The organism is Symplocastrum torsivum, from assembly GCF_059505465.1.
The window spans coordinates 27,772-42,782 of sequence record NZ_JCACKQ010000040.1 but is presented as its reverse complement, the minus strand read 5'-3'; the positions used below and the strand labels follow the sequence as shown (position 1 = coordinate 42,782).

9 protein-coding genes and 1 pseudogene are annotated in these 15,011 nt (G+C 46.6%); 5 read left to right on the top strand and 5 right to left on the bottom strand.

Annotation, left to right across the window (positions count from 1 at the left end; genetic code table 11):
• Window positions 1-330 precede the first annotated feature (330 nt).
• Both AC5JL3_RS12740 and AC5JL3_RS12735 read right to left on the bottom strand, forming a co-directional pair.
• The gene (locus AC5JL3_RS12740; RefSeq protein ID WP_496074843.1) at window positions 331-900 is read right to left on the bottom strand and encodes a carboxysome distribution maintenance protein McdB; all 570 of its coding nucleotides are present in this window, start codon (window positions 898-900) and stop codon (window positions 331-333) included.
• Window positions 870-1,661: a ParA family protein gene (locus AC5JL3_RS12735; protein WP_496074842.1), complete on the bottom strand. Its 792-nt coding sequence runs from the start codon at window positions 1,659-1,661 to the stop codon at window positions 870-872. Before AC5JL3_RS12735 ends, AC5JL3_RS12740 begins: the two co-directional genes overlap by 31 nt.
• Before the next feature lie 619 nt (window positions 1,662-2,280).
• Here AC5JL3_RS12735 and AC5JL3_RS12730 point away from each other — a divergent pair.
• Window positions 2,281-8,676: a tetratricopeptide repeat protein gene (locus tag AC5JL3_RS12730; RefSeq protein WP_496074841.1), complete on the top strand. Its 6,396-nt coding sequence runs from the start codon at window positions 2,281-2,283 to the stop codon at window positions 8,674-8,676.
• Window positions 8,677-8,754: 78 nt separating this feature from the next.
• On the opposite strand, the gene AC5JL3_RS12725 is transcribed toward AC5JL3_RS12730, so the two are convergent.
• Entirely contained in the window at window positions 8,755-10,434 is a 1,680-nt protein-coding gene (locus tag AC5JL3_RS12725; RefSeq protein WP_496074840.1) for a site-specific integrase, read from the bottom strand.
• Window positions 10,435-10,958: 524 nt separating this feature from the next.
• On the opposite strand from AC5JL3_RS12725, the gene AC5JL3_RS12720 reads away from it, so the two are divergent.
• From AC5JL3_RS12720 to AC5JL3_RS12705, 4 genes and pseudogenes are all read left to right on the top strand, one after another.
• A complete protein-coding gene (locus AC5JL3_RS12720; RefSeq protein WP_496074839.1) occupies window positions 10,959-11,303 on the top strand; it encodes a hypothetical protein in 345 nt (114 codons plus the stop codon).
• Between the two features lie 6 nt (window positions 11,304-11,309).
• Window positions 11,310-11,465: a hypothetical protein gene (locus AC5JL3_RS12715; RefSeq protein ID WP_496074838.1), complete on the top strand. Its 156-nt coding sequence runs from the start codon at window positions 11,310-11,312 to the stop codon at window positions 11,463-11,465.
• Window positions 11,398-11,535: pseudogene (locus AC5JL3_RS12710) on the top strand (hypothetical protein); the annotation flags it as partial. The gene AC5JL3_RS12715 and the pseudogene AC5JL3_RS12710, both read left to right, overlap by 68 nt.
• A gap of 23 nt (window positions 11,536-11,558) precedes the next feature.
• On the top strand, window positions 11,559-11,681 hold the full coding sequence (locus tag AC5JL3_RS12705; protein ID WP_496074837.1) for a hypothetical protein: 123 nt from the start codon (window positions 11,559-11,561) through the stop codon (window positions 11,679-11,681).
• A 98-nt stretch (window positions 11,682-11,779) separates the two neighbouring features.
• Here AC5JL3_RS12705 and AC5JL3_RS12700 read toward each other — a convergent pair whose 3' ends face one another.
• On the bottom strand, window positions 11,780-12,469 hold the full coding sequence (locus AC5JL3_RS12700) for a glutathione S-transferase (RefSeq protein ID WP_496074836.1): 690 nt from the start codon (window positions 12,467-12,469) through the stop codon (window positions 11,780-11,782).
• Window positions 12,470-13,491: 1,022 nt separating this feature from the next.
• The gene (locus tag AC5JL3_RS12695; protein ID WP_496074835.1) at window positions 13,492-14,889 is read right to left on the bottom strand and encodes an ATP-binding protein; all 1,398 of its coding nucleotides are present in this window, start codon (window positions 14,887-14,889) and stop codon (window positions 13,492-13,494) included.
• Window positions 14,890-15,011 lie beyond the last annotated feature (122 nt).

Below are 15,011 nucleotides of genomic sequence, written 5' to 3'. Positions count from 1 at the left end.
CTATCTGAAAATTGAAATTCAGCCTCTAAAATCTAAAACTAGAGGCTGTCTCTCAAAAAATATTATTGGCTCTTCAGTACCTGTTATGCCAAAATCCAATATGGAAAATCTCTAAGCCTTACGGGGCAAGGATTTTCATGAAGTAAATATTTTTTTAGGCTATGAGCCTTGCCCCGTAAGGCTTTTTAGCTGATTTTGCATACTAAGTACTGAAGAGCCATATTATTTAAAGTTATTTATGTTTGGAGTCTTTATATCGGCTGACTCCATTTGAACTTTAATTAGCACATCGCTGCGGAGGTACATCCATCAGACAATAGTACAGAACCTTCAATCAGCACCTATCTTCTTCATCATTGTCATCAATTTCCGCTTCTCCCCTATTTGTTTGCGCTGCTTGTAGCGCTCTTTAGCTAGCTGTAACACTCTAGTCCTCAGTTCCCCTTCCTCACCTACCACTAGGTACGCCGCCTCAAGAAAGGTGTCCTTTGTGATTTTCTCCCGTTGGCACAACTGCCTCATCTGTTCATCAATCTCTGCCGAGAGTCTAATAGTAGAGCGCACCACCTCATCATTCAGTTCATTCGACTCTTGTGCAAAAGAAAGCTGATCTGAACCTTTGTCAGATTCAGTATTTGGTTTAGAACGAACTTCAGTAATGGAGTTCGTCGGTTGAGCCTGGAGTTCTGGCACATCTAAAGATTTACTAACTTTGGTGTTTTCTAAATGACTAAATTCAGTTATTTCGTCAAGGTCAGCGGTCTTCAATGTCTCCGACTCAGCCTGTACGCTGAAAAGCTCCCCTTCTTCTACAGGTTTTTTGACCACAGATGTGTCTCTAGGCGGAACGGTGGGTCGGGTGCGGGACTTTAGCCTGCTGAAGGCATCTTGTGAAGACATTTCTCTTTGAGTAACTCGACAACTTTCAAAAAAGGCACTTCGAGGTGGGGGTATCCTAACTCCGCTAGGGTAACGCCAGAGTCCAGCGCTTTTTTGTACTGCTCGGATTCAGGAATCGCTGGAAGAATTGGAATATCCTGGGCAGCCTCTCGCATTCCTTCAAGGCTTTTGACGCTCTGAATCGCCTGATTTTTCCCAAAACGCCGTTCTCGAAACGGAATAACCCCCAAAAGCGTACCAGTGAAGGCATCAACATCTGTCAGTTCTTTGGTTAACTCCAAAAAGCGAATCAGAGAATTCAGACCTTTCGAGGAAGCTTCTGCTGGAATGAGAACAGCATCCGCCGCGCCTACAGCCGTTAAACAAATCTGCGATCGCTGCGGTGGGGAATCAATAATGCAGAAGGTAAATAAGTCTGCCACTTCACTCAACCGCTTTTTTAACACCACCGCTCCCATACCAGAAGATGCCAAGAAGTCCTGGACGCTATCTAACCCTTCATCAGAGGGAATAATCCACATATTGCTGTGTGACAGTTCATAAATGCCATCCTCGACTTTGACTTGCTTCTTCAAAACTTCCAGCAGTGTGGGTTGGCTAGGCTCAACATCATGACCCAGATAAAAAGTCAAACTACTCTGGGGGTCAGCGTCCACCATCAATACGCTGTATCCCAAGCGAGCTAATACCCTTCCTAGGAACAGTGAAACCGTTGATTTCCCTTGTCCGCCCGATAGTGAAGCACAAGTAATAGTCAGCACAGAAGTGGGTTCCTACAACTAGTGTTTCTATAAAAGCACACTTTCGTAATTTAGTAAATTAGTCATTATGTCAATTAAAAATGACGTAATTTATAAATGACGCAAATCAATTAGTACAAAAAGAAGCTTCAAGGTGGGAAAGATCTGAGCTAACTGATAGACAGCGCGATCGCGCTGGTAAGTATAGCGGCATCGCGCACAGCGTAACGTTCTTTAGGGGGAGCGCACAGATTTCTTGGTAGGGGAGAGCCAGTTCACCTCATGTCGTTAAGTCACCTAGTTTCGCACCGGAAACTAGCTATGACTAACCCACCTGCCAGAAACATAGTGATTCAATGCCATCATTTACAGGTCGCGGTCAATCGCATGGCTGAAACAACGTAAATTCGTTAAGCTTATCTTGACAGAGCTTGCGATGCCTCATCTGGTTCAACTGATGGATTTCGCTGAAGATGGGGGTAACGAGTAGAAGAAAACAAGGAAATGAATCCCTCAGTGTTGGTTTCGCTATTGCTCTATCCAACCTATGGCAATAGCGATCACGCTGCCAGTGACTGCGTTAGCAGAGTACTAAGCAAGTAGAAACTCTATGTTAGATATACAGAATCTCTGAATATTGATGTTGTCTCCGAGAGTTAATCCCAACTTACCCCCCAACTTTTATGAACTGGGAGAGTACGACTTCCAAGATATGTGCCGTGACGTGTTCTCAGTACAACATGGAATAGCTACTTGCGATGTATATGGAACACGAGGGCAGAGACAGGATGGGATTGACCTTTTGGCTCATCGTGATGATGGTATTCACACTGAAGTAGGTCAGTGCAAGTGTTATAAAGATTTTCCACCTCGCGAAATTAGTAAAGCGTCTGATGAGTTTTTGAAACATATCGACTACTGGCAAACCCAGAAGGTTAGGCGATTCATCTTATTTGTCGGCTGTGAGCTAACTCAAAACCAGCGGCAAAGAGAAATTTTGATTCAGAAACAACGTTTTGCAGAGTATGGCATTCAGTATGAAGCTTGGTCAGCAAGCACGCTACGCCAAAAGTTAGCTCCTCACTCTGAAATTGTTTATCGCTACCTAAAGTCGCAGGAGTGGGTGGAAAAAATCTGTGGTCGTGCACCACAGCAATACCCACAATTCCCAGAAAATTCTCAAGAAACACAATTGGCGTTTGGTGTTCTCAGTTCAAAGATTGGACATTTGTCCTCTGAGTTGTCGAAGGAAAAAGCTAAACAGCTAGACGAATTCCGGGAATTATATAGGCAAGGATATTTGCAGCAAGCATTTACCTGCCTCGAAGCCTTGCGGCATGACTCAAACTGGGATGTCTTTGAGAAGCCCCTACAAGCACAGATTTTGCAATCCCTATCAAGCTATGTCCTTAGTGTAGAACATGATGCTGAGAAAGCTAAAGCTTTAGCAGAACAAGCCCGTACTATCGCTCCAGAGGGAGATGATATTCTCCTACAAGCCTTGATTAGCTATCGCACTGAAGGTGCAGAGGCAGCACTGAGACTGATTAGCAGTCCGTCAAGTATTGACCTTTTCAATCTCGAACTAGGCTTGTTGTTGGAACTAGGACGTACAGAGGCGGTTATTACCAAGCTGCAAACCTTGCCTCAAGGTTTAGAACCAGACGCTGAAACTAACCGCATACACGCCTTGGCACTTTTGGACAAAGGGGACATCACTAGTGCTCTGGTAAAGATTCAACAAGCTCGTTATGAAAAACCCAATTGGGAGAAGATTAGGGCATCTGAGGCTACTATTAATTACTTCAGTGTACTCTCATCTGCTATTCCCAAACGGTTAATTGACTTTGCTCAACCTGTTGACTGGTCACTTATCAAGCGTGATGACGAAAGTTTGCAGCGACTACGCAAAGCAGCAGAGGAGTTTAGGCAACTCGCATCTCAAACTGAGCGAGGAGAGAAACAACGGAAATACTGGCAAATAGGGTATCTAGCTTGTTTAGCAAACGATCCAGATCGTCAGTCAGAGGCTCAGGAGTTATGTTCCGCGCTACTTGCCGAAGATCCAACTAACTCACAAGCCATCATTTGGAGAGCGGTTCGCAACTATGAAATTGATTTATCTACGAGTCAACAAGCCTTAGAAGCGTTGGTGCAGGAAGGAAGCAATAACCTTGAACGCATTGTTACTTTGCTCGGAATATACCTTTACTTGGAGACTCCCAAGCCTGCTTTAGAACTTCTACATCGTACAAGGGAAACGTTTGAGCAAACTGGAAATCAAGATGTCTGGCTCTTCTGGTATGTACAAACTCTAGCGATAGATGGAGAGGTGGAAACCGCGCTTCAAGAAAGCGAAACGTTTAGCAACCCTGCTGTTCGTCGCAGCATTCAAGTGGTAATTCGGCGGGAACAGTCACGGGTGAGCGGTAACTGGCAAACATTTGCTGACTATTTAGGGACGTGCTGGCAGGAAAGCCATAACGGTCAATATTTAAGCGAAGCTTGCCAGCTTCGAGCTAGCTTACAAGACTGGGCATATGTAGCCGATAGAGCAGATGATTTGGTGAATTTGGTGGGAACACCTGATGCTCTCAGTCTAGCAGCACAATGTGCTGAACAAGCGGGTCGTTTTGAGCAATGCTTTCAGTTATTGAATAACCATCAAAAGCTTTTCCCAGGCAGTACTTTGCCTCCCTATCTGCGCCGTTTGAGAGCCTGTTGTCAGGCAAGGTTGGGGTTGATCTCACAGGCAGTTGCTGATGCACAGGAGTTGGCGCGATTGCAAGAGACAGTTGAAAATCTCGTGACCTTGATGGATCTCCAGCTAAATCAGGGAGACTTACCAGGAGTAGCGAGTACGGCTTCTCGTCTATTAAAGCAAGAAGATGTCCATGCAACTTCCTTGCTCCGAGCAGCTAGATGGGTACAACTGCAAGATCCTGTATTAGCCCGTCAGTTATGGCAACGGGCAGCTACTGAATCTATTAACACGGAGATTCTAGAACAAGTCATTAGTCCAGGATATAGGTTGGGTTTGGAGCGTGAACTTCAACCTTTTTTGCAACAAGCACAGATTCTTGCTATTAAGGGAGAAGGTTCGTTTCAAGCAGTTGAACTTTGTGAGCTTCTAAAGCTACAGCGAGAATGGGCTGAAAATGCAGCTTCAATCAATCAGAAATATGAGAATGCAGAGCTGCCCCTACATTTGTTTGCCAAAGTATGCAAATTTGCTCTTACTACCATTTTCAGAGATCTTCTCCGAGAAAATGCTAACTATCCCAATCCCCATTTTCAGGTAGCCGTGTTAGCCCGCTATGGTGCCCGCCCTTTCCCAGAATGGTTTGCAGACTCAAGCATTCAGTTGCGTTTGCATCTAGACATATCAGCTTTCTTGCTGGCTGATCACCTTGGTATCTTGGATGCAGTGGAGCGGCGATTTAGTCCAATTCGGATTTCAGCGAAATTGCCAACTGCCCTTCTGCGTGAATGCGAACACTTCCTACCACATCAGCCCTCTCGGCTGGATAGTTATCGCAAAATCTTGCAACTGCATCAATCTGGACAATTACAAGAACTTCCTCAATCCTTGAGTTCAGACTCTAATGAATTAATAGAACAATTAGGTGAACAATCAGCCATTTTGCTAGAGAAAGCTCGTGCCGAAAATGGGTTTGTGGTTGAGTTCTTACCATTGGAACAGCTTGATGCTAATGGTGTGATGCAATCCGTTGTGTTAGATGAGACAGAGCAACAAAGGTTTATCAATTGTCGTGGGCTAGTTGAGGCACTGAAAGAACAGGGAGTTTTATCTAGTAGTGCATATGAAACGGCGCTGAATAATCTGGGAGATCAGAGATATGCAGATTTACTACCAAAGTTGCCGACTCGGAATGACTTGATATTCTTGAACTCTGAACTGGCTGTTCTCTTAGCTGGCTCAGATTTGCTAGCAAAAGTGTGTCGCTATTTTCGAGTATTTGTGACGCATCAGTGTGTTTGTGATGCACAGGTGGCGATTAATAATACTGGTGAGTATGCGGATCGATCAAGGCAGTGGCTTAAGGATCTACTCCATCGAGTCTCGGCTGGACTAGAGCAAGGAATATACGAGGCGATCGCGGTACCAAGCTCTAACCATGATACAGAGCTTGAGTTACAGCAATTTTGGGAAGCAAGTGGATTAACAGCCTACGACCTATTCACATATGCCTCTCAACCTGGTGATGTTATCTGGATTGATGATCGCTATTTCAGCAAATTTCCCCATCGAGATGGCAGAGTACCAATTATTGGTGTACTGGAAATTATAGAGGGACTAAGGGTTAGCAACGATCTTAGTCAAACGGACTACTATAAGAAAATTTTGCTGCTACGTGCAGGCAACATTCGGTACATTCCCATCACGAGCAAAGAAATCATTTATCACCTAAAGCAAACACAAGAAGTGCGGAATGGTAGAGTTCGAGAATCTGAAGACCTTGCTACTATTCGCCGTTATGTCGCTTCCTGTTTACTGGATTCACACAGGCTTCAACGCCCTCCGATGCCTGAAGGCTCACCCAGTCCTGACGGTGAAATGATGTTTGTTATTGAGTGTTTACGTGCCACAGAAGGTGCAATAAGCGATGTTTGGGCGGATAACAGTCTTTCAGAAGAGATGACTGTTGCCTATTCTGATTGGGTTCTAGAAAACCTATATACTGGCGCTTTTGGTGCTCAACATCTATTATCGAATGTTGATTCAAACAGTGATGGACTCGATTTGATTAGCCATGACATCAGCCGTCTTTACTTCCGAGGTATTCAGTTGTGGAGAATTGAAAATAATGATACCCATCAAAGTCTTAGCCGTCGTCAGCAATATTTTCAGTGGCTTGAGTGGCGAATTACAGAAAATCGTTTTAGAGCAAATCCAGAAGTAATTACTTCTGTAGCACGATCGATCAAAGATATTATTCTTTACCTGGGGCGGGAGCAAGAAGGAGACGAATCCCAGCAAGCCGTGAATCGAATAATGTTGATGGAGTTGTATCGAGATCTCCCAACTGTTTTACAGGATGAACTGAAAACCGAGCCTGAGTTGATGGCTTATTTCCAGATTCAAATGGTTGAGTCTATCAATCTAACACTGCCAGATTCATCAACTCCTCTTGTATTTCCTGTATCAGACTTCTTGCCAGCAATCGCCATAGCCGTTAATGGTGAAGAAGCAAACATTACAGCCTTACAGCCGCAAATCACTTTCAAACTTCGGGCTGTTCAGAATGGTTCTTCCATTCAATTTTGTTTTATCAATGAAGCAGACTCAGCTATCTGCACATGGCAAAATGATGTGATGCTGCTGGCATCAAACAATCCCAATGTACGCGAACAAGTTCTGCGATCGCATCGTTTCTGGTTTGACTGTGATAACACAACTTTTGAAAGGGTGGTCAGTGAAATCGTATCTACTACAGATCTTCGCAGGCGCGTTGACCTTACAAATGAATGGCGTGAGCAGTCAGCAGTAGTTTTCTATTCATCGTTTGAACAGAAGCTTCATCACGACGACGGTAGCTTTACAATTGATGACTTAATTCCTCCATCAGGGGCTGGGCTACTACGACATTTTCACCTTGAACAGTATGCAGCAGAAAGCCTCAGTTTCCACGAAAAAAAAAGTCGGGCAGCAGAATTCCTATTGGCTGCTGAAGGACTTGAAATTTGCCTAGAACGCCTTTGTTGCCTTCCCGTTAAACTTCCTGTGCAGGTAAGAGAGACATTTAGGCAGTTTCCGTCAAGTGAGAGACGAGCGGTGCTAGATAGACTTGCCTCCCGATTAACTTCTCCAGTATGCCAGCTACATCTGATTGATTTAGCGCTGCTTTCTCCCGACTCAACTGGCTTAGTTCAACATATCCTTGACGAACTTTGTGGCGATATCGGTGAACTTCAATTTCGGTTATTTCAGGCAATCCTCAATCTCCTCAGTGGTGAGTTTAGTTATTGGCACGAGACTAAGAAGTGGCTGCCTTCAATGCGGCTAGCAATGATTTGGGCACATACAAGCAAACTATATAACCTTTTGTATCATGCCGAACTTCAAGTAGAGGAGTTAGAGGACTTTGCTCAAAGACTAGAGGAACATTCCCAAATCAGATCGATTAATGCTGACCTCCTTGATCGCAACCTAGAATTCTGGAATGACGCTCTCCACCCTCGACGGCTCAACAGAATGAAGTTGGTTATTCATGGTCTTGGCACTGTCTTATCCGGGTGCGATCCGGAGATTTTCAAAGCCGTGAGGATTGCTGAAAAATTTTCTGCCTTGGCTATTAAAACTCTTGAGCAGCAGCAGTTCCTGGATTCACAACTTTGGCGTGATGAATCATCTCTCGCCCAAGATAACTTGGACTCGTTACTCGGTGGAGAGCACAGCAAATATTTAGCTTCTCTTCTGGGAACTGAGTTAGGACAGCAGATTGCCTCTAAGCAGTTGAAAGCAGTAGTAGAAAATGCGATCAATTTTCTTATCGATGAACCTTCTGCTAAAGAAAAATGGCTGCTGATTCTCACTGTGATTGGGGACTTGCCAATTTACAGGGATTTTGCCGAAAAACTGAGTAACCTATTGAACAATCTTGATATTGTTGAGCTTTACCGAGCAGAACCATCTACTTCACTTTTTGCCCTGATGGTTGCCTCGGATCATGCGGCAAATAGTGGTGATGAAAACCTTCGATCTAAGTTGGAGCAGGAATTAGTCGCGATCGCTAGGGTAATCAATTCTCAGGAACAAAAAGAACTAGTAAATCGTGAGATTGCTGACTACGTCATTGAAAGTGCGCTGAAGCTTGCTGTCAAAGCAAACGATCCACGTACAACAAGTCATTCTCTAAACAGTCTACTTGAAAGGATTTTTTCTGCTTGGCCACGTTTGGCCAGTTTGCGTGCTAATGGGCTATCTAGAGGAGTTCGAGAATTACCTGCTAATCAGCTACACGGATGCTGGAAAACAGTTCTGTTGCTTCGAGCTTTGTGTAACAACGAATAATAAATAGTCCTAGAGTGCCGCACGTTTACGGAAGCACCTATCCAAAGCGATTTCCTGAACTGCCTAGTTGGTTAAGCACTAATCGGGAGAGGGCTGCCACCAGTTAAGCGCTTTTTTCGTCTTCTCTATAGGAGTCATGTAGTTATAAATTTCATCCGCTTCCCGCAGCGAGTGCCCCATCAGTGCGGCTAAAGCCTCATTTTGTTCGGGAGAGCCAAATTTCCGTTGGTGCGTTATGGCTATCCTTCTAAAATCGTGGGGCGTTATTGATAGGGGAGTGCCAAACAAAACGTTGGTGGCTCGCCTCATTGTCGTTTTTACCAGGGAACACAGAGCATTTTCACTCAAGGGTTGACCAATCAGTTCTGAGTGCCGTTTTGAACCTAACGAGATGAAAACCAACTGATGATTCGTTATCACCCGCACACGCCAGACATTGAGCCACTCATCCAAAGTAGCCGTCAGCACTTCTGGCAAGAGAAACTCTCGGCTTAACCCAGTCGCTGAACCCGTTTTGTGGTCAGAAGGAGACAACCTGATAACATACCCAAACTCCTCCCTCTTGAGCGTTCGCCCCAGTTCCAGTTCCCGGATTTCCCGCTGCCTTATCGGACAAAATACCAACAGCTTGATCAGCGTGTAGCGCTGAACCGACTTGAACACCTCTGCCTCACTTCGCAAAATACTTCCAATACGTCTGTTGGCGCAGCATTTTTCTAAATATTCCAGGACTTGCAAACACTCAGAGAAAGTCAACAGCTTTTCAGCGTGCAAGGTGCGTCTAGAGTTGGGTTGTTTTTTCTCAATACGCTGCAAAGAACGCTGGTAAGCTTGCAGGGCATCCAGTCTGGAAGTGGCGCTTCTACTTGGGCCGTACTGTTCAAAAAACTTCGCTGTCGGCTTTAACCCCAGAAATTCTAGTGTTGCCAGTAGTCGCTCCGGAGTTGGCTCCGATAGAGTTGGGGGATGAGAAGCCTCCCACCACTTGGTCACGAAAATCGCTGCCTTTACCACTTGAAACGCCCAAGTGTAACTGTTTTCTCTTAAACCCAACCCCCAGTTAACAAACTCCTCGACTAGCTCCACCTGCGTACTAAGTTCCAGGTTTAATTCATTAGGTTCTATTCCCTGACGGTAAACGTTTTTGACCCAGCCTAGGAACATTTTGATTCGCAACAGGTACGTTTTGATTGAGGCGGGACGCAAGGGGGGTTGGCGACGCCGTGGGTGGAAGGATAGCGTCCAAAACTCTTGTAGCGCCACCAACTGTTGTTTGAGGCGCTCCGGATATTCCTCTTCCTTGAGGCTGTAGGGAACAATGTTTCGCGGTTTAACTTTTTGCGACTGATTCAACGAGTGACCGCTATAAATCGTGGGTGTAATTTCTGGATTGCAACTAGCGAGAGCCTCCTCATACCAGTCCTGCTGTTGCAGCCACTTGACAAAGCGATACAAATTAGACTTGTAGTTGAAAACAGTCGAAGCGCAAATCTCTCCAGCGCTTTGACGAGCGGTTGCCACCTCCTGAAAAACGACTTTTGCCTTCCGGAACTCTCTCAAGGACAGCCGCGACAAGCACTCCTGCAATCGTGCTTTGCTGGAAAGTTCATCCAATTCAAACCCGTATCCCGTAAGCAAGCACCTTTTTAAAGCGCTCTTGAGATTGCTAAGTTCTCTTGTTCTTTTGGCATCTGGCAAGGATTGCCCGTACCACTCGATCGCCATAGCTATCGTGGTGGGCACTTTCCCGAACACCATTGCTTTACCCACCTGCCTCACCAATTAATTCCATTTTTTGCGGCTCATCAAAACACTTTTCCTTCAATTGACCCTAATATGTCATCCTTCTTTACGAAGATTGTCGGGTGTGAGATGCTAAATATAAGACCGAGACTTTGACCCCAATTGCTCCTCGGAAAAATTATTTCAAAAAACTTGACAGCTTTCAAGAAGCAGTCTGACTAAACCTGCACGTAGCAGGCTAGCAGGTAGTTCAATACTTACCCAGATTCTTTTCAGGAGTAGAGCCAACTGATCGGACTGCAAGCTCGTAGTCCTAACGATAAGAGCTTTTCTTTCGATGTATCCCAAACTAGAAGGGCTACGTTCATCTAGATAGTTTGGTCACCACTTCTTACCCCTGTCAGCGCTGAGACTAAAATTGAGGCAATAGTACTCTTGGAAAAAATCAAAACCTCACCGTGAGGTTTTGATTTGTTGGTCAACGTGATCGCACTGGAAGAGCGCCACTCAGTGACGGCAGCAAAGGCAGTAGGGAGGCGATGTTACATACGGGCGCGAGTACACCCCCTCTAAAGCTGGTTGGCTTGAATCAGAAATTCACAGGAGAACCTACCATACCGCCCAATGGCAGTACTGCGTTTGTCAAGCCACTATTGGGGGAGAGCCAAACCTCTGAGGTAGCTCCAAGCGAGGCTTCCGAGGTTCCTACCGCCAGCTCCTTACCCTCTGCTGCGAAGCAAGTAGGCGATCGCGTCAATTGGTCTAAATGTCCAGCACATTGCGAACAATTTGCTCCCTTTGAAATTACTGCCATTGATGGTGATTACGCCAAGCTTGACTTATTCGAGAAGCCAGTGCTGCTGTGTGAGCTGACGAAAGAATGAAATTGGGTGGGGTGTGATCGCGCTCTTCTAGCGGTGCAGAATCCACATCTGTGGTCAGAAGCGATCGCCTCCCTGACCCTCTCACCCAAGATGCCTGTGCTTTACGAAGATCAGGCGCTGTTCGACGAGTATACTGACATCGCTAGACAGCGAGGAGGGTAAACAGATTGCCACTACCCTTAGGGATAGGAAGGCTTCACTCTTACACAACTACGGCTTACTGACAGTTGGTCGCTCGGGGGATGAGGCGGCGTGGTGGTTCATCACAAGGGACGGTTCTTGCTCAACCCAGAGGTCAGAACAAAACTATCAATCGGCGACCTTCCGTTAATATTAAAGGAAGGTAGAAGTGGGGCAACCTGTCGTGCGATCGCTTGAGAAACCGTTGTGAAACCGCATTTTCCGACAACTCAATTGCCTTGCTTGACAAAAATCTCGCTCTCAAAGGCTGAGAGATTGCCTTGCACCGCAACTATTCAAGAGCCGTCTTTTGTCCAACTCAGAAGATCGTATTCGCCGCCGCGCTCTAAAGCACGCCGATATGCTGGACGTGCGTGGATGCGCTCAAGGAAGTCCATTAACTTGGGTCGGCTCTCGTCCAAGCCGGAACGTGCTGCCGCTGCCTCCAACGGAAAGCTCATCTGGATATCAGCCGCCGTGAACTCGTTACCTGCGAACCAATCACTTTTCTGGCTCTCCATCTCCAGATAATTCAGGTGCTGCGCGAGCTGAGGTTCGATGAACGAACTCTTAGCGCGGTTGACAATTACCCGTGCGAACGGTCGCATGAAGAATGGCATAGATGCCTGCCCTAGGCGGTCGAAGACCAGCTTCAACAGTATAAAGGGCATGAGCGAGCCTTCTGCGTAATGCAGCCAATAGGTATACCGTAGCCGCTCCGGGGTGCCGAGCGGTGGCACGAGTCGTCCTCCGCCATAGCGCTCGACTAGATACTCGATGATGGCACCGGACTCAGCCAAAGTTAGTGCCCCATCGGTAATCACCGGCGACTTGCCGAGCGGATGCACCTCACGCAGCGTCGCTGGTGCCAGCAGAGTTTCCTGGTTGCGCTCGTAATGCTTGAGTTCATACTCAAGTCCGAGTTCCTCTAGCAGCCAGAGCACACGCTGAGAGCGGGAGTTGTTCAAGTGGTGGACAATGATCATTAAATTGTTCTGTGTTGTTCAGCTAACCCTCTCAGGTGGGTTAGCTCATAGAGTCGGGAACTGGAGTGCAGAGGCGCTAACACAATAAACTAAGTGTCAGCAATCGCTCTGGGCGTTTTCTCTGAGTAGAAGACGATTACATCACCACCCAAGACGGCTAGGTAACTGTAACGAACAATACAAAGTTTTTCTCGCTTGAGCCGTCTGGCTGAAGGGATAGTTTTACAGTGCTGTCACGTCTTTTCAATCAGCTTAATGTCCCGGCTCCGCCACACGCTCTGGCTGAGCAACTCCCTCTGTTGTGCAACAAATGTGAAACAACACAAAACAGACCTTCCGTTAATATTAACGGAAGGTCGCCAATTGATAATTTGGTTCTGAGTTCTGGGTTGAGCCAGCCGGGAAGCGCCATTACCCAACAAATCAAAACCTCATCGTGATGTTTTGATTTGTTGCTCAACGTGATCGCACGGGAAGAGCGCCACTCAGCAACGGTAGCATTGGCTGTGGAGATGATCGCGGAAAAACTGGCGCAGCCGCCCCATGCAACTCAGCATTATAGGCACTTAGCAGCAGGTAAAAAGGCGGTTAAGATAATGTTCGCTAACAACATTTTCTGCCGATGACCGCTGGTATAAGCAGCCGGATACGGAGATCGTCAAAGCGAGATTACAGATTGATCGAGAACTGGCAGTTTCTCAAATCCGAGGTGTTGTGGGATGGGTTTAATCTGAAGCGCTTCGGTGCCGTGGTTAACGGGACTTAGACATTTTATAGCCCCTAAAGGGGCTGAAAATGCCTCTTAGAAAGGGAAAGAGGTCGATGACTTAAAAAAGCCTGAAACCCTTGTAAATACTAGATTTATGTCTATTCGAGCTAAAAGCCTTTCTATATCTAGGTTTGAAGCCATTTTTGCTTCACTTTTTGTCTAAGTCCCGTTAAATGAGTGCGTGATCGCACCCACCTCTCAAATTTTTCGAGCTTCCTTGGAATTGAAAGAAAGATCTGCTTGGTGTGATCGCTCATTGGTTTGGCAAGGGTAAGCAAATGGTGAAACAGGTTCTGCCCGGTTTTGTCTCAAACGAGAGCGTTCCCTGGTGGCGATTCTCCACAATCCGCCGCGCCGTTTCCAACCCTAGCCCAGAACCCTGTCCGACTGATTTGGTGGTGAAGAAGGGTTCAAAAATGCGTGTTTGAATCTCAGGCGCAATGCCGCATCCCGAATCAGTGATGTCAACCTGGACAAAGCGCTCGCACTGATGAGTCGTAATTTCAAGCACTCCCTTGCCCTCCATCGCATCAATCGCATTATCAATCAAGTTTGTCCACACTTGATTGAGTTCGCTGCCTAAGGCAAGGATTTTCGGAATCTGTTGGTCGTAATGACGTTGAACCTGGATGCCGCACTTGAGTTTGTGAGCAAACAACCGCAAGGTATCTTCTAAGCCTTGATGCAGATTGACCTCTTGCTGAATGCCCTGATCCAGGTAAGAGTACGACTTCATTGCCTGCACCAGTTCGGAAATTCGTTCCGCTCCCCGTAAACCATGTTTAATCATCGACATCACTTCAAAGGAAAGCGCTAGCCAGTGCAAGCCCATTTCCCGCATCTCCGTGGAGTCGTTGCGCCAACGCTCCATGAGCTGATTTAAGGTATCGACCTCAATGCCCCCAGACGCTAACGGTTCTGCTAGTTTCCAAGCCTGCTTCACCCCATAGTCTTCCAACCAGTCCAGCAGAAGGGTTTCACGATCGCTCAAAGTTACGAAGTCTACGTGATCGTTGAGAATCGCCTCATAGCCCTGGTCTCGCAGCTGCAACCAGTGCTGAGTATGCGCTTGTTCAACCTGGCGTTGTCCATAAACTAAGTTCATTCGTTGAAGTTCGAGGACAGCCGTTGGCATTTCCCGCAAGCCACGAACCAGGGCGGCGGCGGGATTGTTGAGTTCATGGGCTAATCCGGCGGCAAGGGTTCCTAACGCTGCCATCTTCTCACGTCCGCGAATGAAGGACTCTAGCCCACGAGCCCGACTCAGCACGATGCGGAAGACCGTTCGCTCAAAATCTCGACATTCATGTAGTAGTTTGAGAAAGTCGTCTGCCGAAATCTCGTAAACTTTACACTCTGTTGTTGCCCGCATCGTTACGGGTACAGGTTCATCCGTGAGGACGGAAAACTCACCAAAGAACGATGGACCTTCATGTTGTCCGATGGGAATGTCAATCCCTTCACTGCGGCGGGTAATGCTCATTTTGCCGGCAATCAGGATAAATAAGCCACACGCCGGATCTCCTTCATGCACCAGGAACTCTCCGGCACCCAGTTCGACGGTTTGAGCGTGTTCGCAGACCCACTCTAATCGCTCTTGGGGAAGCTGTTGAAATGGGTCTAGGTTTACCAAATCTTCAACACATAGCATAGGAATCTCCTTGAGCTAAACCGAGAACCAGGTAGCGATGAATGAATTGAACCGCTCTTGCACCTTCGCCTTATACCAGAGGCGACTTGCTTGATTGACCTCTACCGCCCATCTCCGGCTGT